This is a genomic window from Rhodobacteraceae bacterium LMO-JJ12 (genome assembly GCA_021555075.1).
Lineage (GTDB): Bacteria > Pseudomonadota > Alphaproteobacteria > Rhodobacterales > Rhodobacteraceae > JAKGBX01.
This window is the reverse complement of record JAKGBX010000002.1, coordinates 594,087-616,514: the sequence shown is the minus strand read 5'-3', so window position 1 is coordinate 616,514 and position 22,428 is coordinate 594,087. Positions and strand designations below refer to the sequence as shown.

Sequence of the window (22,428 nt, the reverse complement as noted above, 5' to 3'; positions counted from 1 at the left end):
AGTCTAACCCGATTTTTTGCGCTGCCAAAAGCCCTTGATCCTTTCCCCGACTCCTTTTATAGACCCCAAAGACCGGCGCGGACTATCCCGCGCCCGGATTTTTTGGGAAACCGAAATTCGGGCAAAGATGCCAGACCGGACAAACATGGGTGATTAGCTCAGCGGTAGAGCACTTCGTTGACATCGAAGGGGTCACTGGTTCGATCCCAGTATCGCCCACCATGAATTCACCGTTCCACACGTCGTGTGGGGCACCCGCGAAACCATAGGCGCAGGCCCGCGCCGCGAAAATGAGGAGAGACCGATGAAGGTCAAGAATTCGCTTCGTTCGCTCAAGAACCGGCACCGCGATTGCCGTATCGTGCGCCGCAAAGGCCGCGTCTACGTCATCAACAAGACCCAGCCTCGTTTCAAAGCCCGCCAAGGCTGAAACGCGCGGCGCATATGCGCCAGGTTATTGAAAAGCCGCCCCTTTTTCGGGCGGCTTTTTCTATTTCGCGATGAGGTTCAGCTAGTAATAGGCTGAGAGCGATCCAGGCACGATCGCTCCCTTGCAACAGCTTTGAAAGGCGTATTCTTCCCCCCCTCAAGGGGCAGACAACACCCCCGGCTCAATCATAGCTGCGGGTGTCTTCGATCACTTTACCATCGTTGGGCAAGGCTCCCTTTGCCACGACTTCGATCTTGGCCTTGAGCTTGAGTACTTCGGCGACCGTCTTGGCATAGACTGCACTATCACCGCCATCAGCTTCGATTTGCACGGTCATGGTGTCTACTTCACCATCTCGCCCGGCAATGACCCGGGCTTTTGCAATCTCGTCATGCCGGGCGACAAGTGTTGCCACTTGCTCAGGGCGCACAAACATACCCTTGATTTTGGTGGTCTGATCGGCCCGGCCCATCCAACCCTTGATCCGAATGTTGCTGCGCCCACAAGGGCTTTCCCCCACCATCATGGCGCTCAGATCACCGGTGGCAAAACGGACCAGCGGGTAATCGGGGTTGAGCGAGGTCACAACCACCTCGCCCACATCGCCGGTTTTGACAGGGTCACCGGTGCCGGGGGTCACGATTTCAACGATCACACCCTCATCTACGATCATCCCCTCCATCGCCTCGGTTTCATAGGCAATCGACCCCAGATCGGCGGTGCCATAACCCTGCAAGCAAGGGATACCGCGCTCAGCGTATTCCTGGCGAAGCGACGGGAACAGCGCGCCTCCACCCACAACCGCCTTTGAGATTTTCAACGCCAAGCCCATCTCGTCTGCCTTGTCGAGAATGATCTTGAGGTAATCCGGCGTGCCCGCGTAAGCGGTTACACCGACGTCATGCGCGGCTTGTGCCTGCAGTTCGGTCTGCCCGGTTCCCGCAGGCAGTACGGCACAGCCAATCGCCCTTGCTCCGGCTTCAAACATCATGCCCGCAGGCGTGAGATGGTAAGAGAAGCAATTCTGAACGATATCATCCTGACGGATGCCCGCCGCATACATCGCCCGCCCCATGCGCCACCAATCACGGCCGGTCCCGCCCGGCTCATAAATCGGGCCCGGGCTCTGGAAATAATGCGTCACATTGCTCACCGGAAGACCGCCAAAAGGCGATTCGGCTTTCTGCCGCGCGCTCAGTTCAGCCTTGCGCAATACTGGCAGTTTAGAAAGCTCAGCAAGATCACTTACCGGGCCGAACCCGTTTTTTTTCAGCTGCACGTTCAGCAACGATAGCTGGTCGGCGGCCCGCGCATCTGCGGTACGGGTCTCCAGTTCATCGAAATACTGGCTCATCAGACGGACCTTCCCTTCATTGCATGCGACAGTATGCAGTATGTTCTACCGCTACGTCATCTTCTATCAGAGCATGAACCGCCCCTCGCCCAAGGACGTTGCCATGCCCTCTGAGTTCGATAGCCGGATCACCTTTCACGATGACCTCCAAATCATGGAGGTCGACTTCTCGGGTTTGGCGTTCCTCGACTCGGTCAGGGTCAACGCGTGCTATGACCTGCTCGAAGAACGCATCACCAAGACCGGCGAAAGCCAGTGGTTCTTTTTGGTCAATTATTCCAACTGCCACATCGACAGCTCGGCCTGGGTGGCGTTTTCGCGCCGGGGCAAAGCGCTCAACCAAGCGCATTCGATGGGGTCTGTTCGCTTTGACGCCTCTGACATCACCCGCGCCCAGATCGAGCGCGACGCCGAAACCGAGCGCTTCGACCCCAACCTTTTCGTTGACCGCGACAGCGCCATCAGCCGTATATCTGAGCTGACCTCGACCCGTCGCACCCGCATCGAGCACGATCCAACCTACGTTGAAGCCGATTTCGTCCGCCGGATCAGCTTTGATCCCGAGGGACCGACTATGGAGGTCGATTTCTCGCATTTCGCCTTCCATCACGCCCGCGACGTCGATGATTTCTACGATCATATCGAAGAGCGCATCAAAGCCAGCGATCGTAAGTGGTTCTTCCTCGTCAACATGGAAGGCTGCCAGATCTTTCCCGCCGCCTGGGTGCGCTATGCTTATCGCGGCAAGCGGCTCAACATCGCGGCTTCGCTCGGTTCGGTGCGTTTCGCCCCGAATTCCGAAACCGAAGAAGACATCCGTATGCGCGCCGAAAGCCAGGGGTTTCGCCCTAACCTGCGCAATTCTCGCAACGAGGCCCTCGAACGCATTGCCGAGTTGAAAGCAGAGCTGATCGCCAAATTGGCATAAGCCAGCCTTCAACATTCCGACGGCGAAAAACGGCTCGGTCTGTGGGGATACGGCAGTGCGTGACATTAGCTGAGCCAGCGTTTCCTGCGGCGATAGGAGCGCACGTCGCGAAAGCTCTTGCGGCCCTCATCGGCCATTCCAAGGTAGAATTCCTTAACATCCGGGTTTTCGCGCAGTTCCTTCGCTGGGCCATCCATCACCACACGGCCATTCTCTAGGATATAGCCATAGTGAGCAAAGCGCAGGGCTACGTTGGTGTTCTGTTCCGCCAGCAGGAAGGTGTTGCCTTCCTTTTCGTTCAGGTCTTTCACGATTCCGAAAATTTCTTCCACCAACTGCGGCGCCAAGCCCATCGATGGCTCATCAAGCAGGATTGTCTCAGGCTGGCTCATCAAGGCACGCCCGATCGCCACCATCTGCTGCTCGCCCCCCGAGGTATAGCCCGCCTGGCTCTTTCGACGCTCCTTGAGGCGCGGAAAATATGCGTAAACTTTCTCAAGATCGGCGGCGACAGCACCGCTGCCGTCCGAGCGCGTATAGGCACCCGTCAACAGGTTTTCTTCGACGGTCAGGTGCTCAAAACAGTGACGGCCTTCCATCACCTGGATAACGCCGCGTTTCACCAATTCGGCCGGGTCAAGATCCTGCACCCGTTCACCACGATAGCTGATCTGACCCTTGGTCACTTCGCCACGTTCTGAATGCAGCAGGTTCGAAATGGCTTTCAGGGTGGTCGTCTTACCAGCACCATTCCCACCCAGAAGCGCGGTAATCCCGCCCTTGGGTACTTTCAGACTAACGCCCTTCAACACAAGGATGACGTGATTGTAGATCACCTCGATATTGTTGACCTCTAGCAAGGTCTCCTGAGCGGTTTCACCGGCGTCCAGCATGGGTTCGATCCACTTGTCTGAGCAAAATTTCGTTGGGGTGTCCCGGCCACTCGTCTCCAAGCGGCCGGAACAGTTCGTTGCAGATTACTTACACTGCGACTCGATGTTGTTTTCCTTGGCAAAGGCTTCTGAATCTTCCTTCACCAACGCATTGATCACGTCACGATCTGTCGGTTTAAAGTCCGAAACCATCGACCATTTCTTGTTTGTCGCATCCCACTGTGCCACGCCCACGAGGCCAGAACCGCCGTGGTTTTCGCACGAGACTTGGAAGCTCGGACCGAAATTTGGCATGCCAAGACCAGCCATACGTTCTTCGGTGATGTTCAGGCTCTCCATTGCATCACGCACATCGCCCGGCGTCACATCGGCATTACCGGTCGCCGCCTGCGCATCCTTGATCGCTTCGGCTGCAAGCATTGCTGCATAAAAACCGCGGTTATAGATCACGCTACCGATCTGATCACCGTTGCCAGCCGCTTTGCCCTTGTCGGAAACATACGTCTTGATGTCGTCGAAAACCGGGAAGTCGTCACCAACAGCGTGGAACGTGAGGGCTTTGTATCCATTGGCACCATCACCGGCGGGCAGAACGTCATGTTCACCACCTGACCACCAGATGCCGATGAAGTTTTCCATCGGAAAGCGGATATTGGCGGCTTCCTGAATGGCAACTTGGTTCATCACGCCCCAGCCGTACATGATCACGAAATCAGGACGTTCGCGGCGGATTTGAAGCCACTGCGATTTCTGTTCCTGACCGGGGTGATCCACCGGCAGCAAGGTCAGCTCGTAACCATGCTTCTTGGACAGTTCTTCCAACGTCCGGATCGGCTCTTTGCCGAACGCAGAGTTGTGATACACCAGTGCAAGCTTCTTACCCTTGAGATCCCCACCGTTGGTTTCCAGCAGGTAGTTGACCGCACCCGAAGCACCATCCCAATAGTTGGCCGGATAGTTGAAAGTGTGGCTGAATACATCGCCGTTTGCGGCCGATGTACGGCCATAGCCCATGGTGTGCATCGGGATGTCATCGGCGGTGGTTTTGGGGATCAGCTGATAGGTAATCCCAGTCGACAGCGGTTGATAGATCAGCGCGCCCTCACCTTTGGTCGCCTCATAGCATTCCACACCTTTTTCGGTGTTATAGCCGGTTTCGCATTCGATCATTTTGACCGGAACGCCGCCGATGCCGCCGTCACGTTCGTTCAGCAGCGTGAAATAGTCAGCATAACCATCCGCAAACGGAACACCGCCAGCGGCGTAAGGTCCGGTGCGATAGCTCAGCGACGGAATTACAAGATCCGCCAATGCCGGGCCTGCCGCCATTACGGCGCTCAGTGCCAGAGTTGCTAGTTTCATCTTCATCGGGTTTTTCCTCCCATGGTTTTTCCGATGTGGTCCGGGTTATCCCCGAATTTCAAAACGATCATGCCCGCGCCCTAGTGCGGGAATGGCCATAATCTCAGTTTTTCCTTCGCCACGCGCCAGAGTTGTGCAAGCCCATGCGGCTCGGCGACCAGGAATATGATGATCAGCGCGCCAACGATCAGGAATTCCAGATGCGCCGCAATATCAGTGGGCCAACCCAGCCCACCAACCAATGTGTTTTTCAAAAGAACGGGCAGCAACACAAGGAAGGCTGCGCCAGCGAACGATCCAAAGATCGACCCAAGCCCGCCGATGATCACCATAAAGAGGACCAGGAAAGACTTGTTGATACCAAAGGCCTCGCCAACTTCCACAGCCCCCAGATAGACGCTGAAGAACAGCGCGCCCGAAATGCCGATAAAGAACGACGACACTGCAAAAGCGCTCAGCTTGGCTTTGAGCGGGTCGACTCCGATGATTTCGGCAGCGATATCCATATCACGGATCGCCATCCATTTCCGCCCCACGCTTCCGCGTGTCAGGTTGCGTGCGATCAGAGCAACCAAAGTCAAAAACACCAGGCAGAACAGATAGGCCACCCAGGCTTTGGTTGATGGTCCGGTCACCAGCAAACCGAAAACACTGCGTTCGGGTGCGTTGATCTGGCCGGATGCGGAATAATTATAGGCCCATTCCCACTTGTTTAAGAGCCAGACAAGGAAGAACTGCGCCGCCAACGTCGCCACAGCCAGATAGAACCCTTTGATCCTCAACGAGGGCAGGCCGAACAGAACCCCGACAAGCGCCGTCACGAACCCGGCCAGCAGCACCGAGAAGAAAATGTTGATCGGCGGCAACGCATATTGCACCATCTCGCCCTCAGCGCCGGTGGGCAACCAGATGTCGAGCCCGGTCATGAACTTGTAGCAGGAATAGGCCCCCACCGCCATGAAACCGCCGGTTCCAAGGCTCACCTGCCCGCAATACCCGGTAAGGATATTCAACCCGATCGCCGCAATGGCATAGATCAGGAAGGGCAGGAAGATCGCGTTGACCCAATAGTCATTGATCACGAAGGGAATGATCGCAAACCCCAGCAGCAAAACCAGGTAATAACGATACCTGTCGAACTTGATCGGGAAGGTCTGGTTGTCGTCGACATAAGTCGTTTTGTAGTCGCCCGCTTCACGATAAAACATCAGGCCCGCTCCCCATTCTCATTCAATTCCAGATGCGATTTGTCAGCCCGTCTGGCCGGTTTCGCATACCCTGTGTTTTCCGTGTAGCGCACCAGCCGGAAATAGGCCCACATACCCAGTGCACCGCCCAACGCGGCAAGGATCGCTGCGGTGACCATCTGACCGGGCTGGTGCGCATCCGTCGTCAATGCGAGATACCCAAAGGCCCAGAAACCACCCCACGCAACCACGTTCAGTATAGCAATCAGTTTCGGCATCCTTGCTACACCCTCTCGATGATCTTTTCGCCAAACAGCCCCTGTGGCCGGAAGACGAGGAAGAGAAGCGCCAGCACATAGGCAAACCAGTTTTCAGTCGCACCGCCCACCAATGGGCCGATCCAGAACTCGAACAACTTTTCGCCAACACCGATGATCAGCCCACCCACGATCGCGCCGGGGATCGAAGTGAACCCGCCCAGCATCAGCACCGGCAACGCCTTCAATGCGATCAGCGACAGCGAGAATTGAACACCCGATTTGGTGCCCCACATGATGCCCGCAACCAGCGCAACAAACCCGGCAAGCGACCAGACCAAAATCCAGATGAAGTTGAGGTTAATACCCACAGACAACGCCGCCTGATGGTCATCGGCCACAGCCCGCATGGCGCGCCCCTGCTTGGTATATTGCGAGAAAAGAACGAGCGCGATAACCAGCAGCACAGCAATCACTGTCGCAAACATATCAAGATTGTCGATATACATCCCGAAAAAGCGTTCGCCCTCTGCGGCCCACCCAATGGTCAGGTCTTCAACAAAGAACGACCCGCCCTGCGGCAATCCGACATCCAGCTTCTTGATGTCCGACCCCCACATGAGATCGCCGAAACCTTCCATGAAATAGGCAAGCCCGATGGTTGCCATGAACAGGATGATGGGCTCCTGCCCGACGAGGTGACGAAAGATAAATCGCTGCACGAACCAGGCAAAAACCACCATGACACCAATTGTCAGAATGATCGCCACCAAAGCCGGCAGATGCCAGCCGAAATGGTGAATATCCGTGCCGAAAATCGCATTGATCAGGTGACTGAAAGGCACCTGTCCTTCCATGATTCCGACCAGAGTGAGCGCCGCGAACAGCGCCATGACCCCTTGGGCATAGTTGAAAATGCCCGACGCCTTGTAGATAAGCACGAAACCAAGGGCGACCAGCGCATAGAGAACCCCGGCCATGAGGCCGTTGGTCATCACTTCAAGCGCATTCAGAAAAGCTGCTGACATCTCGCGTATTCCCCTTAATCGTGCGCCACGCCGAGATAGGCGTCGATCACATCTTGATTGTTGCGCACTTCGTCGGGCGTGCCGTCCCCGATCTTCTTGCCATAATCCATCACGACCACCCGGTCGGAGAGGTCCATCACCACGCCCATGTCGTGCTCAATCAGCGCGATGGTCGTGCCAAATTCGTCATTCACGTCGAGGATAAAGCGGCTCATGTCCTCTTTTTCTTCCACGTTCATGCCCGCCATCGGCTCATCCAACAGCAACAGGCTGGGTTGCACCGCCAACGCACGCGCCAACTCGACCCGTTTCTTCAAGCCATAAGGCAGCCGCGAAACCGGCGTTTTGCGGATATGCTGAATTTCGAGAAAGTCGATAACCTTTTCCGCCACTTCGCGGTTGGCCACTTCTTCGGCCTCGGCCTTGCCCTTCCAGATCGCCTGCGCCAGCAGCCCAGTCTTCATATGGTTAAGCCGCCCGGTCATCACGTTGTCGAGAACCGTCATGCCCTCAAACAGCGCGATGTTCTGGAACGTGCGGGCAATTCCCAGCTGCGCCACCTCATAAGGCCGCATCGGCGGTCGCTTTACGCCCTTGTAGAAAACCTCGCCCTCCTGCGGTACATAAAAGCCCGAGATCACGTTCAGCATCGAGGATTTACCGGCGCCGTTCGGCCCGATGATCGCCCTGATCTCGCCTTCGCGGATATCAAAGCTGATATCGGTGATCGCCTTTACCCCGCCAAAGCGCAGAGTGATGTTCTTCATCTCCATCAACACGCCACCGATCTGGCGACCGTCCGCGGTGATGTATCCGTCGCTGCTCGTATCGTTCATTCTGCTGCCACTTTCTGCGGTGTCACGGGCTGAACCTTGGCGTCGCGGATTTCCAGCGTCGCGCTGATCGATCCCTTGCGCCCGTCTTCATAGGTCACTTCGGTCGTTGTCGATATCCGCTCTGACCCGTCGTAAAGCGCATCGACCAGGTCCTTGAATTTGTCCGCCACGATGGCCCGACGCACCTTGCGGGTGCGGGTCATCTCGCCGTCATCGGCATCCAACTCCTTGTGCAGGATCAGGAAACGGTGGATCTGACAGCCCGACAACATCGGGTCGTCGGCGATAGATGTGTTCACCGCCTCGACATGTGCCTGAATGGTGTCCATTACCTTCGGATGGCCGGCCAGCTCCTGATACGACGCATAGCCGATATTATTACGCTCGGCCCAGTTGCCCACGGCACTGAGGTCGATGTTGATGAACGCCACGCAGCGGTCCCTGCCATTACCAAACAGAACCGCCTCAAGGATATCGGGATAGAATTTCAGCTTGTTCTCGACATATTTCGGCGCAAACAGGGTGCCATCGGCCATCTGGCCCACATCCTTGGCCCGGTCGATAATCCGCAGATGACCTGACTCGGGCTCGAAATATCCCGCGTCACCGGTGGCGACCCAACCCTCGGCATCCTTGGTCGACGCGGTGCTTTCCGGGTTCTTGTAATACTCCACGAAAGTGCCCGGCGAACGATAGAAAATCTCGCCGTTCTCCTCGATTTTGATTTCGACCTCGGGTGCCGGAACACCAACAGTATCGGCCCGGACCTCACCATCGGGCTGCACGGTGATGAACACCGTCGCTTCTGTTTGCCCATAAAGCTGTTTCAGGTTGATCCCGAGCGAGCGGTAGAACTCAAAAATCTCCGGCCCGATCGCCTCGCCCGCCGTATAACCCACGCGCACGCGGCTAAGACCCAGCGTGTTTTTCAACGGGCCATAGATCAATACATCGCCGGTGCGATATTTGAAATAGCTGCGCAGCGGCTCGGGATAGAGCTTGAGACCCAGAGGATCACTGGCCTTGAAATGGTCACGCACATTCGCACCATGGCGCATTCGGGCAAAGAACAGCCGGATCATGTTTTCCACGATCGTCTCGGCGGCGAAACCGACACCCATCATGAACTTCCACGCCGTCTTGATCCGGCGTTTAAGGTCAGGCTTTTGCAGGCGCCGCTTGGGCATCCCGTATTTTTCGCCCGTGCCCTTGGCGAATTCCATGAAATGATGGAACAGCGCGTATTTCAGAACGCCGCTATCTTCCATACGGATCATCACGTTGGTCAACTGGGTTTCAAAAAACCGCGGCGGGGCAAAATAATAGGTTGGCCCGATCTCGCGCAAATCGGTCATCATCGTATCGGCGGATTCGGGGCAATTCGTACAGAAGCCGGTCCAATAGGCCTGTCCCACCGAAAAGATGAAATCGCCGACCCAAGCCATCGGCAGATAAGCAAGAATTTCCTCACCCGGCCCCAGATTGTCGAACTCGCTGGCGTTCTTGGCGCTCTGGATGATGTTGCGGTTCGACAGAACCACGCCCTTGGGCTTACCCGTCGTGCCGCTTGTATAAAGCATCACACATTGGTGGTCATAGGTCAGCTTTTCGCGCCGTTCCTTCAGTTCCTCGATCAATTCATAATAGGCCGCGCGGCCCTGATCCTGGATGTCGGTGAACCGATGCAATGCGCGATGGTCGTATTTCCGCAAGCCGCGCGGATCGATATAGATCATATGCTCGAATTGGTGCAGCTGATCCTGAATTTCGATGATCTTGTCGACCTGCTCCTGGTCTTCCACGATGGCATAACGCGCGCCGCAATGCTCCAACACATAGGACATTTCGTCAGCGGCACTATCATTATAGAGCGGCACGGGAACCGCACCCACGCTCTGCGCCGCAACCATCGACCAATAGAAATGCGGGCGATTGCGACCGATGATGGCAATGAAATCGCCCTCATTTACACCGAGATTGATCAGACCGAGCGCAAGGGCTTCAATTTCCTTCTCGGTTTCGGCCCAAGTCCAGCTTTGCCAAATACCGAATTCCTTCTCGCGATAGGCGGCTTTTGAGCCGAATTCCTTCGCGTTGCGCTGCAAAAGCGCCGGAATGGACGCAAGCCCACCGGTCGCCTGAGACGGTTCTATCAAATCCAGTCCTCCCTTTGCCTGCTCCACCACAGGTCAAACCCACACGCCGCGGATGATTCTCCCACGGTACAGCGTGCGGATTTCAAGCTGACCGTCAACTTTTGCCTCAAGTTTGCGGGAATCTAACGAATTGTAACAAGTGACGCGCCGATAGAAATCTCGCGCAATATCCTGCCCCCTCTTCCCCCGATGCCCCGCGAGATGCTACCTCCCCCGCAAGGAGATCCGATGCCAACCACACGTGCCGAAACCAACACCATGACAACGGCCGGGCTGAACCTCATTCAGCAGGCAATCTCGATCTATGACAGCGATCTGCGGCTCGTCACCTCAAACCAACGTTTTGAGGATATGTTCGATTTGCCGCAAACGCTCGTCACCCCCGGCGCCTCCTTTGAAGAGACCATCCGCTATCTTACAACGCGGGGTGAATATGGACCTGTCGATGATATTGAAGCAGCCGTGCGAGACCGAGTCGATCTCGCGCGTGCCTTCGAGCCGCACTATATCGAACGCGAAATGGCCAATGGCCGCTGGATCTCCGTCGAAGGTTCACCCCTTCCCGAGGGGGGGTGGGTTGCCGTTTATACCGATATTACTGCCACCAAACGCGCCGAACAACTCCTGCGCGCCCGCTCCGAGGAGCTTTCGGAGAAGCTGCTTTCTCACGCCGAGGAGCTTTCCGCCACCAACCGTCAGCTTGCCGCCACCGTCACCGCTCTGGAAGAAGCCAAACGTCAGCTGACAGCGGCCGAAGCGCGCACTCGGCTGACTGCGGAAATGATGCCCGCCCATATCGCCCATATCAATCGCGATAATCATTACACCTACTCCAACCACCGCCTCAGTCTGGTGATGCCCGGCTCGCGGGCCGACCCGGTAGGGCTGCACGCGGCCGATGTTCACGGCACGGCGACCTTCGCGCTGATTGCCCCCTATCTCAACCGGGCCTATGCTGGCGAGCCTTCGGTGTTCGAATTCAATCATGAGCCGTCTTCGCACCGCATCCGCGTCGCCCTAACGCCGGATCAGACCACCGGCGGGGTCTATATCTTGTCGATGGACATCACCGAAGAAACTCAAACCCGCGCCGCATTGCAACAAAACCGGCGCCGTGAAATGGCGGCCCAGATGATTTCCGGACTGGCCCACGATTTCTCAAACCTGCTGACCATCATCCTCGGCATGCAATCGCGTCTGCAACGATTGGCGGCCTTGCCCGGTGGTGCTGATGAGTTGATCACAGCCACGCTTTCGGCGGCGCGACGTGGCGGCACGCTCTTGAACAGGATTGCCGACATGACCGGCACTCGTGAAGTCACATCCGCACCGACCGACATGCAGGCATTTCTGCGGGATTTCGCAACCCTGGCCAGTTCGGCCCTGCCGCAACAGGTGAAATTGACCGTCAACAATCTGATCGCAGCCGACACGTTGATGCTGGATGCCGGACTTCTTCAAGACAGTCTGCTCAATCTGGTGCTGAACGCGCGCGATGCTTGCAACGGTGCCGGTCAAATCACGCTTACCGCCCGCACGATCCAATCCACCTGGGTTGAATTCCGCGTCCGCGACACCGGGCCGGGCTTTTCCGATGGCGCACTCAACCATGCCTTTGAACCCTTTTTCACCACCAAAGGTGGCGAAGGCTCGGGGCTTGGCCTTGCCATGGTCTATGACATGACCAAACTGGCCGGGGGCCGGGCCAGCTTGGGCAATTACGACTCCGGTGGCCAGGTCACGATCCGCCTGCCGCTGCGCCCGGCGGGCCTTCCCGTGGCCCCCGGCCTAGTACTGTTGGTCGAAGACAGCCCTGAACTGCGCGCCACTGTGCGCGATATGTTGACCGGCATAGGCCATACTGTAATCGAGGCAGAGTCGGTCGATGAGGCCCTCGCCCTCACCGAACAGATTCCCGGCATTTCGCTGATACTCTCCGACATCTCGCTCCAAGGTGAGGCCTCGGGTGTCGATTTGATCGACCGCCTGCCCGATCCGCATCCACCTTGTTTTCTTATGACATCGCTGCCCGCAACGCATCCGCTGCATCGTGCAGGCACTGCGCGCGCGCCCGTCCTTGCCAAGCCCTTCACTGCCCAGGCACTCGCCACTTTCCTCACAGCGCCACCAGACGTTCCGCACCCGGACGCAGAAGTCTGACTACCTCACCTGTCCGTGCCACCAGCATCCGACCCGATCAAGGACACGCCCATGTCGACCGCCCCGCTCGTCACTATCCTCGACGACGAACCCGCAATCCGCGAGATATTGACCCAAGCCTTGGAAGAAGCGGGGTTCCGAACCATGAGCTTTTCCCGCGCCACCGAGTTCGAAGCCGCGCTGAAAACCACTACACCCGACGTTTGCCTGGTGGACCTGTCGCTACCTGACCGCGACGGGCTCAGTCTGGTGCATCTTCTGGCGTTGGAGCAGGGTGCGACGGTCATCATCATATCGGGCCGCGCGCAGGTGCAAGACCGTGTAACCGGGCTCGAACTCGGCGCCGATGACTACATCATCAAACCATTCGATCCCGCCGAGGTGGTCGCACGCATTCGTGCCCGCCTGCGCAAACCCACACCCGCCCAGCAATCAAGCGAAACCGCACGCTTCAATGGATGGACCGCACATTTTGAGCGCTATATCCTGATTGACGAAAATGGTTGCGAGACACCATTCTCCCACGCCGAGGGCGAGGTGCTGCGGCTTTTTCTTGAGCGCCCGAAACGGCTCATTTCGCGCGCCAACATGCAAGAGAGTCTGGGCGGCGGCGCCGGTGAAAGCTTTGACCGCGCCATGGATGTGCGCATCTCAAGGCTGCGCACCAAGTTGCACGAAGATCCCAAAAACCCCCGCCTCATCAAAACGATTTACGGGGCAGGCTACATATTTCTCGGCGATGTCACCTGGGGGTAAGCCGACCGCGAAAGCCCCCAGCATCTGGGATATGCTTGGCAACCCGAAGCCAAAGAATGCAGGCCGACGGGCAATAGTCAGAGCGAAATCTCTCTAGTTCGAAGCGGCAAGACCTACGCCGATGCACGTCAATACCCAGTCCCGGTCAATTATCTTGGATAAGCTGGCTATTCATTGCCCAGCCGCGAAATCGCTCCGGCGAGAATCTTAAGACCGCAAACCAGATCGCGCTCGTCGGTGTCTTCCTCAAACGCATGGCTGATCCCGTTGATCGACGGCACGAACAGCATCGCCACTGGCATCATCGCCGCCACGTTGGTCGCATCGTGCAACGCGCCCGACGGCATCAGCCGCCATTTGCCCGGCGCTTCGTTCTCGGCACTGGCTTCCAGCGCGCCACGCAGACGCGCATCCATCACCACCGGCTCCAGCCCCAGCATCGGCCCGAACTCCAGCCCCAGATCACGGCTTTGCGCGACCGCCTTGGCCGCCTCGCGGATGATCCCCTCCATTCGGTTCAGCCGCTCTTCATCGCCATCGCGCCATTGCATCGAGAAAACTACCCGCCCCGGCACGATCGAATGCGCATCGGGATGCAAGCTGACATGACCTATGGTCCAGACCGTCTGCGGTGTCACCACGTTACGAAATGCGTCGTTTATCCGGGCGTTGAACTCGGCCAGCCCCTGAAACGCATCGCGGCGCAGATGCATCGGCGTAGTGCCGGCATGGTTTTGCTGGCCTTCGAATGTAATCCGCATGTCGCGAATGCCGACGATATCGCTCACCACGCCCGCCGCTTCTTTGGCCTGATCCAGCCACGGCCCCTGTTCAATATGCATCTCGATGAAGCCGGTGAAACGCTTCGGATCGACCCAATCATGGATCAGATGCGCCATCTCGCCGCGCGCCTCTGCCAGCGTGACACCCTCCCGGTCGGTCAACTCGTCCGCCGACTCCAGCCGTAGCCCGCCTGACCAAACAGTGCTGCCCGTGGTCACGCCAAAACGGCCTTCTTCATCCTGAAACGAAACCACCGAGACCGGCGGCCCGCCCGCCTCCTTCGAAGCTCTTGCCACTTCCAGCGCCGCGATCACCCCCAGCGCCCCATCCAACCATCCGCCCTCAGGCTGGCTGTCGGTATGCGACCCCAGCAACAGCGATTTGCCCTCGGCCAGCCCAAAGAGGTTCCCCATCGGATCGTAATGAGGGCTCAGCCCGGCCTCCTCCATCCGCCCACGCAGCCACTCCCGCGCCGCAATGTCGGCCTTGGAATAGGCCGGGCGCACGACCCCCTTGCCAATCCCGCTGGCGCCAAACCCGCGCAGGGTGTGGAGGTCAGAAAGGAAACGCTGCGAATTGACCTGCATTGTTTTTGGCATCCTTTCGCTTTCTGGCGTAATGAACATTCAAAAAGATCCGACGCGGTTTCTGGTCGATGCATAACCGTCCCACTAGAACCCATTTTCCCGCGTCGGGTTTCGCCTACGATCCTACTCAGCCGCCACGGCCCCGCTCGCCTTTTCCACTTTCACAGCCGCGAATTTGAATTCGGGGATCTTGCCATAAGGGTCGAGCGCCGGGTTGGTCAGAATATTGGCCGCCGCCTCGACATAGGCAAACGGCAAGAACACCATGTCCTCCGCGACCGCCCGATCGGCCCGTGCCATCACGTTGACAGACCCGCGCCGCGTGCTCAGCTTGACCATTCCGCCCGGCTCCACCCCAAGGCGCTGCAATGTCTTGGGATGCAGCGAGCAATTGGCCTCCGGCTCCACCGCATCCAGCACCTTCGAGCGCCGCGTCATGCTTCCGGTGTGCCAGTGTTCCAACTGACGACCCGTGGTCAGGATCATCGGATAATCCGCATCCGGTGCCTCATCGGGCGCAATCACCGACGCCGGGGTGAACTTCGCCCGCCCGTCCGCACGCGGAAACCCGTCGGCAAAGACAATCGCCTGGCCCGAATCCTCGGGGCTGAGTGAGGGATAGGTCACCGCGTTCTCGTCCATCAACCGCTCCCAGGTGATGTTGTCGAGCGATCCCATGCCGCGCTTCATCTCGGCAAACACATCTGCCGGGCTTTCATAAACCCAATCGAGCCCCAACCGCTGCGCCAGCTCGACCGTGATCGCCCAATCCGCGCGCGCCTCGCCCGGCGGTGGCACGGCCGGGCGGCCCATCTGCACCTGACGGTTGGTATTGGTCACTGTGCCGGATTTCTCGTAAAACGCGCTTGCTGGCAGGATCACATCGGCATAGTTCGCCGTTTCGGTCAGGAAAATGTCCTGCACCACCAGATGTTCCAGCTTGGCCAACGCATGGCGGGCATGTTCCACATCCGGGTCAGACATCGCCGGGTTCTCGCCGAGAATATACATGCCCCGGATCTGGCCGTCATGCACCGCATCCATGATCTCGGTCACGGTAAGACCCTTTTCGCCATCATCATAGCCGCCCGCCCCCCAGATCTCGTTGAACGCGCTGCGCACTCCGTCATCGGTCACACTCTGGTAATCAGGCAGGAACATCGGCACCAACCCGGCATCGCTGGCGCCCTGCACATTGTTCTGCCCGCGCAGCGGATGCAGCCCGGCCCCCGGCTTGCCCACATTCCCCGTCATCAGAGCAAGGCTGATCAAGCAGCGCGAATTATCGGTGCCGTGGATATGCTGGCTCACCCCCATCCCCCAGAAGATCATCCCGGCCCTGGCCCCGGCAAAGGTACGCGCCACATCGCGCAGAACCTCCGGTTCGATGCCGCAAATCGGGCTCATAGCCTCGGGCGTGAAATCCTTCAGATGCGCTTTCTCTGCTTCCCAATTCTCGGTGAAACGATGCACATACTGGCTGTCGTAAAGCTCTTCCTCGACGATCACGTTCATGATCGCGTTCAGCATGCTGACATCCCCACCGGGCCTGAATTGCAGCATGTGGCTGGCAAAACGGCGCAGCCCCACACCGCGCGGGTCCATCACGATCAGCTTGCCGCCACGCTTGGTGAACTGCTTGAAAAAGGTCGCGGCAACCGGATGGTTCTCCACCGGGTTGGCCCCGATCACGATTGCCACATCCGCATTTTCAATCTCGTTAAACGTGGCCGTCACGGCGCCGCTACCGACATTCTCTATCAGCGCGGCAACCGACGACGCATGGCACAGGCGCGTGCAGTGATCGACATTGTTATGGCCAAAACCCTGCCGGATCAGCTTCTGGAACAGGTAGGCTTCCTCATTGGTGCATTTGGCGCTGCCAAATCCGGCCACCGATCGCCCCCCGGCGCCGTCGCGCAGCTTTGCCAGCCCCCCTGCGGCGACCTCCATCGCCTCTTCCCAGCTGGCCTCGCGAAACATTTCGCCCCAGTTTCCGGGATCCACATTCAACCCCTTCGCAGGCGCATCCTCGCGCCGGATCAAGGGTTTGGTCAGCCGATGCGGGTGGTGAATATAGTCAAAACCAAAGCGTCCCTTTACACACAAACGCCCCTCATTGGCCGGCCCGTTAATGCCTTCGACATATACCACCTTGTCGTTTCTGACCTTGAGCGACACCTGACAGCCTACGCCGCAGAACGGGCAAACGCTCTCGATCTCACGATCAAACGCCGCACCATCGCCGCGCTCATCCGCGTCCACCAGAGAGGCGGGCATCAAGGCACCGGTGGGGCAGGCCTGCACACATTCGCCGCAAGCGACGCACGTGCTCGCCCCCATCGCATCATCCTGATCAAACACCGGAAACGCATCATGCCCGCGCCCGGCCATCCCGATGACATCATTCACCTGCACCTCGCGGCACGCCCGCACGCACAATCCGCAGGAAATGCAGGCATCCAGGTTGACCCGCATCGCCACATGACTCGCATCCAACAGCGGCACGCGCTCCTGCTCCAACTTTGGAAACCGGCTCTGTGAAACACCGTTCATCTCCGCCATATCCCAGAAGTGCGCGCTGCGGTCATGCGCTTCGTCGCGCTCCGGCTGATCAGCCAACAGCATTTCCACAACCATCCGGCGCGCCGTCTTGGCGCGTGGAGACGCGGTGGTCACAACCATACCGTCCTGCGGCTCGCGAATGCACGACGCCGCAAGTACCCGCTCGCCCTCAATCTCCACCATGCAGGCGCGACAGTTGCCATCAGGGCGATAACCCTTTGCCGGTTTGTGGCACAGATGCGGAATCACCAGCCCGCGACCGTTTGCCACCTCCCAGATGGTCAGCCCCTTCTTGGCCTCGACCACCTCACCATCCAGCGTGAATCGGATCGTCTCACTCATCGCGCGCCCTCCTGTTTGCCTCAATCATAAACCACGCCGCCAGCCCTGCGCATCCCCCAATCCCGACCGCTCGCCCTCGATTCGCGTCCCTTCCCGCTTCATCTTGCCAAAAATATCCTCGCCGAAGGCTCCTGCCCTTGTCGCCCGCCCGGCGCTCCCCTACCAAGACGCCAACGGAGACACATACCATGCCCCACATCACCCTCATCCGCCACGGTCAAGCCAATTCCCACGCCCGCGACGAAACCGGCTACGACAAGCTGTCGGATCTTGGCCATCAGCAATCGCGCTGGCTCGGCGATCATTTCGAAACCACTGGCGAGCAGTTCTCGCAGATCATCTCTGGCACGCTCCGCCGTCAGGTGGAAACCGCCCAAAGCATGGGCGTCGAACGCCACGCGCCGCTGTCTACCGATGCAAGGCTCAACGAGCTGCCCTATTTCACCATGTCACAGCTGATGGCTGCGCAACACGGCCTCGCATTGCCCGACACCCGCGAAGGCTATATCGACCATCTGCCGCGCGTGTTCGCGGCCTGGGAGCGTGATGAGATTGCCGATGCCCCCGAATCCTACGCCGATTTCTCCACTCGTCTCGACGCGCTGATCGACGAAATCGCCAGCAGCCCCGGGCGCGCCATGCTGGTTACCTCCGGCGGCGTGATCGCCACCATCCTGCGCCGTATCCTGAACCTGGATGTCATGGCATGGAGCCATATCGCGCTCACCATCATGAACAGCTCGGTTCACCGCCTGCACGTGATCCAGGGCCGCCCGTCACTGGCGCATTTCAATTCCATCCCGCATCTCGAAACCCGCGATCGTCAATTCGCCCAGACCCATTTGTAAGGCCGCCACTCATGCTGAAACTGCATTACGCCCCGAACACCATCTCGGTCGCCACCGCCATAACGCTGATCGAAGCCGACCTGGCTTTCGAGCCGGTGCGCGTTGATTTCGCCAGCGCCGAACAGACCAAGCCCGCCTATCACAAACTCAATCCCAAAGGCCGCGTGCCGACACTTGAAACCCCGCAGGGCATTCTCACCGAAACCGGCGCGCTCTTGGAATGGGCGGCGGCGCAGGCGCCCGACAAGGCGCTGGTGCCCGCCGATCCGTTTCAGGCCGCAAAAATGCGCGAGATGATGTGTTATCTCGCCTCGACCATGCATGTGAATCATGCCCACCGCATGCGCGGCAGCCGCTGGTCCGATGATCCTGCCGCCCACGCGTCGATGACCGCCAAGGTCACCGAAAACATGGCCGCCTCCTGCGCCTATGTCGAAAGCCATCTCATCGGCCCCTACGTTCTGGGCGACAAGTTCAGCCTCGCCGATCCCTGGCTCTTCACCATTTGCACCTGGCTGCCCGGTGATGGCGTCGATATCACTGCCTATCCCAAATTGACTGCACATCATCGCGCAATGCGCAAACGCGCTTCGGTAAGATCAGTCCATAATCTTGAAATTGTTACGGAATTCGCCACATGATCCATCTCTGGCTACGCGCCGAACAGCGCGAAAATGAAGAACGCACCGGCCTCACACCCGAAGGCGCCAAGGCGCTGCTTGACGCAGGCATCCGCGTAACGGTCGAGGAAAGCTCGGTCCGCGCCATCCCGATGCAGGGCTATCTCGACGCCGGAGTCGAAGTCGCGCCCGAAAACTCCTGGCCCGACGCACCCGCCGATGCCATCATCTTCGGCCTCAAGGAACTGCCCGACGACGGCACACCGCTGCCGCACCGCCACATCATGTTCGGCCACGCCTTCAAAGGCCAGCATTCCGGCAAGGAATTGCTGCGCCGGTTCAAGGCGGGCGGCGGCACGCTTTATGACCTGGAATACCTCGTCGATGAACAGGGGCGCCGCGTCGCTGCCTTCGGGTATTGGGCCGGTTTTGCCGGCGCCGCCGTGACCCTCATGGCCTGGGCCGCCCAGCAACAGGGCGGAATCTGCGGCCCCGTCGGCGCCTATCCCGACAAGGACGCGCTGCTGTCGGATCTCGCCGCGCGGCTCGACGACACAGGTGCGCCCCGCCCTCGCGCCATCGTCATTGGCGCTCTGGGTCGCGTCGGCACCGGTGCTGCGGATCTCTGCGAAACGATGGACGTCAGCGTCACCAAATGGGACATGGCCGAGACCTCTTCAGGCGGCCCCTTCCCCGAAATCCTCGAGCATGACATCTTCCTCAACAGCATCTTCGCGCGCCCCGGCACGCCGGTCTTCGTCCCCAAATCGGCGCTCACGGCCACGCGCAGGCTCACCGCCGTCGGAGATATCGCCTGCGATCCCGACAGCGATTACAACCCAGTGCCGATCTATTCCAAGGCCACAACCTGGCAAGCCCCGGCGTTTCGCGCACACGTTTCGCCGCCGCTCGACGTGATGGCGATTGACAACCTGCCCTCAATGCTGCCCGTCGAAAGCTCACAGGATTATGCCGCCCAGCTCTTGCCTTCACTGCTCAGCCTCTCCAATCTCGCCTCCGGCGTCTGGGCGCGTGCCGAGGCAGAATTCAAAAAACATCTCAGCGAGGTTTCCTCATGACAATCCATTGGTGCGGCACCGGCCTCTCCGCCATCCCCGGCCTGCGTCGCCTGATCAAAGCAGGCCATTCAGTAACCGTCTGGAACCGGACTGCTAGCAAAGCGCAAGACGCTGTCGGCGACATCACCAACGAGATCCGCACCTTCGATCCGGATGCCCTTAGCGCAGCGGTTGAGAAAGGCGATATTGTCGTCTCGATGCTGCCCGGTGATTGGCATGTCCCGCTGGCCGAAATCTGTCTCGCCAAGGGGGCGCATTTCGTCTCCTCCTCTTACATCTCTCCCGAAATGCGTGCGCTTGATGACAAGGCCCGCGCTGCCGGGCTCGCCTTTGTCAACGAAGTCGGCCTCGATCCCGGCATCGACCACCTGATGGCGCACAAGCTGGTGGCTGATTATCGCGCATCACGCGCCTACGCGTCCGACAATGAAATCAGCTTCCTTTCCTATTGCGGTGGTGTGCCGAAAATCTCCAACGCCTTTCGCTACAAGTTCAGCTGGTCGCCTCTGGGTGTGCTCAAGGCCCTGCGCTCTCCGTCGCGTTCAATCCGCAATTTCACCGAATTGAATGTCGCCCGCCCCTGGGACGCAATCAGCCGCTATGACGCGCCGTTGCCCACCCCTGAGAGCTTCGAAGTCTACCCGAATCGTGATTCCATACCCTTCATGGCCGACTATAATTTCGCCCCCGAATGGCCAGTGCGCGAATTCGTGCGCGGCACATTGCGGCTCAACGGTTGGGCTGACGCCTGGAAACCTGTATTTGAAGAAATCGAAACCCTGCAAGGCAGCGCTGGTGAAGCCCGCCTCAAGGAAATGTCCGATCAATTCTGGGCCGAAAACGCCTATGAGACCGGCGAGCCCGATCGCGTCGTGCTCTGCGTCAGCCTGAAAGCCGAAAAAGACGGCGCCCCGGTCTGGCACAAGACCTATGTGATGGATGCCTGGGGTGACGAGCGCAGCTCTGCCATGGCTCGGCTGGTCTCAGTGCCGGTTGCCCTCTCTGTCGAGGCGGTTCTCAACCGGGAAATCCCCGCTGGCGTCTCCGCCGCACCCTCCGATCCAAAGCTGGTTGACCGTTGGCTTGGCGAAATCGACACGCTGGCTCAGCATATGCAAATCGTAAGCACAGTCTGAAAAGCATATGCGCCCGGGGTTTAAAACCCGGGCGCATACGTCAAGCTGTGGTTTAAAACTCAGCGACCTTCCAGATTATAGAAACCGTCATTCCCCTGATTGTCGGGAGAACTGGTCGAAAACACGGTCACTTCCTGCGGTTGCCCAGCATTCCAGCTATAGGCCGGGCTTGCCACTTCTTTGGTCTCGACGGTCTTCTGTTCGCCGCGTGTGAAGAGACCATTTTCAACGGTCGGGTCGATCACTGCACGTTCATAGGGGCCGATCATGGCCGATGCGCTGGTGGCAAGAACGAGGGCGGTCGAGAATGCTGCAATTGCGAGTTTCATATCAAAATCCTTTGTGTTGCTCCGAAACCTGTTCGGCGTTGGTCGTTGGGATCGTGTCTTTCGATCTGCAACCAACATGCGCCTTCCCCGCCCACCTTGCAAAACACACGCGCTCACCGACTCGTGCGCAAACAATGCCCACGTTTCTGAAACTTTTTGCGCTTCTTCAAAACGTTGAATTTTATATTTACTTTCAATGCGTTGCGTCGGCAAGCAAACCGATGAAGTCTGAAATATTGCACACGCATAACGCTGCCGTGCGCGCCGCGTTACGCATTTTGTGATCCTACACGCTACATGCACGCACCTGTAGATCCACCCCTCGAGGTTCTCTTTCAGATTTCGTGAGAAATGTTTCCGGATTTACCCCCCGCGAACAAGGTCATCCTCATCATCCACCGCCGAAAGACCAAGCTCATCAAGCCCGTTTTCAAGGTGATCCGACAAATGCGGCGTGCCAAGAAGATAGTCTACGGTGGGGGTTGTCGCCTCGTTCATCGCTGTGCGCTTGGCTTCTTCCAACTCGTCCGCAGAAAAGCTTTCGCGCCCGATCCACATGACCGCAACAAGGCTTGCCTGTTCCTCTTCGGTCAGTCGTTCGATAAATCCGCGCAACTCGCCCTCGGCCCGGCGAAGCTCGCGCGCCATCAGGATCACCTGTGCAATTTTGTGAACCGAGATATCCAGCATGGGTCAATCCTCCTGTCGGCGTTCCGTTTATTGTTGTCCAAAGAACTACGTCATGCAATCCCTAGTCCTTGATCTGGCGCAATCTGGAACGCGCCCGCTTTC

Annotated in this window: 20 protein-coding genes and 1 tRNA gene; 9 read left to right on the top strand and 12 right to left on the bottom strand. The window is 58.5% G+C overall.

What is annotated here, in order from left to right:
- Nucleotides 1-147: 147 nt before the first annotated feature.
- Both LZG00_14975 and ykgO read left to right on the top strand, forming a co-directional pair.
- Nucleotides 148-222: transfer RNA gene (locus tag LZG00_14975), tRNA-Val, on the top strand.
- Between the two features lie 82 nt (nucleotides 223-304).
- A complete protein-coding gene (gene ykgO / locus LZG00_14970; GenBank protein MCF3595297.1) occupies nucleotides 305-430 on the top strand; it encodes a type B 50S ribosomal protein L36 in 126 nt (41 codons plus the stop codon).
- Nucleotides 431-611: 181 nt separating this feature from the next.
- Here ykgO and LZG00_14965 read toward each other — a convergent pair whose 3' ends face one another.
- Nucleotides 612-1,784, bottom strand: coding sequence for an AMP-binding protein (locus LZG00_14965; protein MCF3595296.1), 1,173 nt, complete (start codon nucleotides 1,782-1,784; stop codon nucleotides 612-614).
- Between the two features lie 40 nt (nucleotides 1,785-1,824).
- On the opposite strand from LZG00_14965, the gene LZG00_14960 reads away from it, so the two are divergent.
- Nucleotides 1,825-2,712 (top strand): hypothetical protein, encoded by an 888-nt coding sequence (locus LZG00_14960; GenBank protein ID MCF3595295.1) that lies wholly within the window; start codon nucleotides 1,825-1,827, stop codon nucleotides 2,710-2,712.
- Nucleotides 2,713-2,777: 65 nt separating this feature from the next.
- Here LZG00_14960 and LZG00_14955 read toward each other — a convergent pair whose 3' ends face one another.
- The 7 genes from LZG00_14955 to LZG00_14925 form a co-directional block, all read right to left on the bottom strand.
- On the bottom strand, nucleotides 2,778-3,605 hold the full coding sequence (locus tag LZG00_14955; protein MCF3595294.1) for an ABC transporter ATP-binding protein: 828 nt from the start codon (nucleotides 3,603-3,605) through the stop codon (nucleotides 2,778-2,780).
- 84 nt (nucleotides 3,606-3,689) lie between these two features.
- Nucleotides 3,690-4,973 carry an ABC transporter substrate-binding protein gene (locus LZG00_14950; GenBank protein MCF3595293.1) on the bottom strand — a complete coding sequence of 428 codons (1,284 nt, stop codon included), beginning with the start codon at nucleotides 4,971-4,973 and terminating at the stop codon, nucleotides 3,690-3,692.
- Nucleotides 4,974-5,047: 74 nt separating this feature from the next.
- Nucleotides 5,048-6,175, bottom strand: a complete 1,128-nt coding sequence (locus LZG00_14945; protein ID MCF3595292.1) for a branched-chain amino acid ABC transporter permease — start codon at nucleotides 6,173-6,175, stop codon at nucleotides 5,048-5,050.
- Nucleotides 6,175-6,432 carry a hypothetical protein gene (locus LZG00_14940; protein ID MCF3595291.1) on the bottom strand — a complete coding sequence of 86 codons (258 nt, stop codon included), beginning with the start codon at nucleotides 6,430-6,432 and terminating at the stop codon, nucleotides 6,175-6,177. Before LZG00_14940 ends, LZG00_14945 begins: the two co-directional genes overlap by 1 nt.
- 5 nt (nucleotides 6,433-6,437) lie before the next feature.
- Nucleotides 6,438-7,439: a branched-chain amino acid ABC transporter permease gene (locus LZG00_14935; protein ID MCF3595290.1), complete on the bottom strand. Its 1,002-nt coding sequence runs from the start codon at nucleotides 7,437-7,439 to the stop codon at nucleotides 6,438-6,440.
- A gap of 14 nt (nucleotides 7,440-7,453) precedes the next feature.
- Nucleotides 7,454-8,275, bottom strand: coding sequence for an ABC transporter ATP-binding protein (locus LZG00_14930; protein MCF3595289.1), 822 nt, complete (start codon nucleotides 8,273-8,275; stop codon nucleotides 7,454-7,456).
- Nucleotides 8,272-10,431: an AMP-binding protein gene (locus LZG00_14925; protein ID MCF3595288.1), complete on the bottom strand. Its 2,160-nt coding sequence runs from the start codon at nucleotides 10,429-10,431 to the stop codon at nucleotides 8,272-8,274. The genes LZG00_14930 and LZG00_14925 overlap by 4 nt, the downstream gene beginning before the upstream one ends.
- Nucleotides 10,432-10,659: 228 nt before the next feature.
- Here LZG00_14925 and LZG00_14920 point away from each other — a divergent pair, with 228 nt between their 5' ends.
- Nucleotides 10,660-12,591, top strand: coding sequence for a PAS-domain containing protein (locus tag LZG00_14920; GenBank protein MCF3595287.1), 1,932 nt, complete (start codon nucleotides 10,660-10,662; stop codon nucleotides 12,589-12,591).
- Between the two features lie 51 nt (nucleotides 12,592-12,642).
- A complete protein-coding gene (locus tag LZG00_14915; GenBank protein MCF3595286.1) occupies nucleotides 12,643-13,347 on the top strand; it encodes a response regulator transcription factor in 705 nt (234 codons plus the stop codon).
- A gap of 167 nt (nucleotides 13,348-13,514) precedes the next feature.
- Here the strand turns inward: LZG00_14915 and LZG00_14910 are convergent, their stop codons facing one another.
- Both LZG00_14910 and fdhF read right to left on the bottom strand, forming a co-directional pair.
- Nucleotides 13,515-14,717, bottom strand: a complete 1,203-nt coding sequence (locus LZG00_14910) for a hydantoinase/carbamoylase family amidase (GenBank protein MCF3595285.1) — start codon at nucleotides 14,715-14,717, stop codon at nucleotides 13,515-13,517.
- A 123-nt stretch (nucleotides 14,718-14,840) separates the two neighbouring features.
- On the bottom strand, nucleotides 14,841-17,624 hold the full coding sequence (gene fdhF, locus LZG00_14905) for a formate dehydrogenase subunit alpha (protein MCF3595284.1): 2,784 nt from the start codon (nucleotides 17,622-17,624) through the stop codon (nucleotides 14,841-14,843).
- Nucleotides 17,625-17,812: 188 nt separating this feature from the next.
- On the opposite strand from fdhF, the gene LZG00_14900 reads away from it, so the two are divergent.
- Genes LZG00_14900 through LZG00_14885 form a run of 4 tightly spaced genes read left to right on the top strand, consistent with a single transcriptional unit; the run spans nucleotide 17,813 to nucleotide 21,307 of the window.
- Nucleotides 17,813-18,472, top strand: coding sequence for a histidine phosphatase family protein (locus LZG00_14900; protein ID MCF3595283.1), 660 nt, complete (start codon nucleotides 17,813-17,815; stop codon nucleotides 18,470-18,472).
- Nucleotides 18,473-18,486: 14 nt separating this feature from the next.
- On the top strand, nucleotides 18,487-19,113 hold the full coding sequence (locus LZG00_14895; protein ID MCF3595282.1) for a glutathione S-transferase family protein: 627 nt from the start codon (nucleotides 18,487-18,489) through the stop codon (nucleotides 19,111-19,113).
- Complete coding sequence (locus LZG00_14890) at nucleotides 19,110-20,171, top strand: saccharopine dehydrogenase (GenBank protein MCF3595281.1); 1,062 nt, start codon at nucleotides 19,110-19,112, stop codon at nucleotides 20,169-20,171. The genes LZG00_14895 and LZG00_14890 overlap by 4 nt, the downstream gene beginning before the upstream one ends.
- Nucleotides 20,168-21,307: a saccharopine dehydrogenase NADP-binding domain-containing protein gene (locus tag LZG00_14885; GenBank protein ID MCF3595280.1), complete on the top strand. Its 1,140-nt coding sequence runs from the start codon at nucleotides 20,168-20,170 to the stop codon at nucleotides 21,305-21,307. Before LZG00_14890 ends, LZG00_14885 begins: the two co-directional genes overlap by 4 nt.
- Before the next feature lie 59 nt (nucleotides 21,308-21,366).
- Here LZG00_14885 and LZG00_14880 read toward each other — a convergent pair whose 3' ends face one another.
- Nucleotides 21,367-21,636, bottom strand: a complete 270-nt coding sequence (locus LZG00_14880; protein MCF3595279.1) for a hypothetical protein — start codon at nucleotides 21,634-21,636, stop codon at nucleotides 21,367-21,369.
- 363 nt (nucleotides 21,637-21,999) lie between these two features.
- On the bottom strand, nucleotides 22,000-22,326 hold the full coding sequence (locus LZG00_14875; protein MCF3595278.1) for a DUF3775 domain-containing protein: 327 nt from the start codon (nucleotides 22,324-22,326) through the stop codon (nucleotides 22,000-22,002).
- Between the last annotated feature and the right edge of the window lie 102 nt (nucleotides 22,327-22,428).

Excerpts from the sequence above, each read along its gene's own strand:
- ykgO (MCF3595297.1), top strand. The coding sequence starts at position 305 with ATGAAGGTCAAGAATTCGCTTCGTTCGCTCAAGAACCGGCACCGCGAT.
- LZG00_14965 (MCF3595296.1), bottom strand. The coding sequence starts at position 1,784 with ATGAGCCAGTATTTCGATGAACTGGAGACCCGTACCGCAGATGCGCGG.
- LZG00_14960 (MCF3595295.1), top strand. The coding sequence starts at position 1,825 with ATGTTCTACCGCTACGTCATCTTCTATCAGAGCATGAACCGCCCCTCG.
- LZG00_14955 (MCF3595294.1), bottom strand. The coding sequence starts at position 3,605 with ATGCTGGACGCCGGTGAAACCGCTCAGGAGACCTTGCTAGAGGTCAAC.
- LZG00_14950 (MCF3595293.1), bottom strand. The coding sequence starts at position 4,973 with ATGAAGATGAAACTAGCAACTCTGGCACTGAGCGCCGTAATGGCGGCA.
- LZG00_14945 (MCF3595292.1), bottom strand. The coding sequence starts at position 6,175 with ATGTTTTATCGTGAAGCGGGCGACTACAAAACGACTTATGTCGACGAC.
- LZG00_14940 (MCF3595291.1), bottom strand. The coding sequence starts at position 6,432 with ATGCCGAAACTGATTGCTATACTGAACGTGGTTGCGTGGGGTGGTTTC.
- LZG00_14935 (MCF3595290.1), bottom strand. The coding sequence starts at position 7,439 with ATGTCAGCAGCTTTTCTGAATGCGCTTGAAGTGATGACCAACGGCCTC.
- LZG00_14930 (MCF3595289.1), bottom strand. The coding sequence starts at position 8,275 with ATGAACGATACGAGCAGCGACGGATACATCACCGCGGACGGTCGCCAG.
- LZG00_14920 (MCF3595287.1), top strand. The coding sequence starts at position 10,660 with ATGCCAACCACACGTGCCGAAACCAACACCATGACAACGGCCGGGCTG.
- LZG00_14915 (MCF3595286.1), top strand. The coding sequence starts at position 12,643 with ATGTCGACCGCCCCGCTCGTCACTATCCTCGACGACGAACCCGCAATC.
- LZG00_14910 (MCF3595285.1), bottom strand. The coding sequence starts at position 14,717 with ATGCAGGTCAATTCGCAGCGTTTCCTTTCTGACCTCCACACCCTGCGC.
- fdhF (MCF3595284.1), bottom strand. The coding sequence starts at position 17,624 with ATGAGTGAGACGATCCGATTCACGCTGGATGGTGAGGTGGTCGAGGCC.
- LZG00_14900 (MCF3595283.1), top strand. The coding sequence starts at position 17,813 with ATGCCCCACATCACCCTCATCCGCCACGGTCAAGCCAATTCCCACGCC.
- LZG00_14890 (MCF3595281.1), top strand. The coding sequence starts at position 19,110 with ATGATCCATCTCTGGCTACGCGCCGAACAGCGCGAAAATGAAGAACGC.
- LZG00_14885 (MCF3595280.1), top strand. The coding sequence starts at position 20,168 with ATGACAATCCATTGGTGCGGCACCGGCCTCTCCGCCATCCCCGGCCTG.
- LZG00_14880 (MCF3595279.1), bottom strand. The coding sequence starts at position 21,636 with ATGAAACTCGCAATTGCAGCATTCTCGACCGCCCTCGTTCTTGCCACC.
- LZG00_14875 (MCF3595278.1), bottom strand. The coding sequence starts at position 22,326 with ATGCTGGATATCTCGGTTCACAAAATTGCACAGGTGATCCTGATGGCG.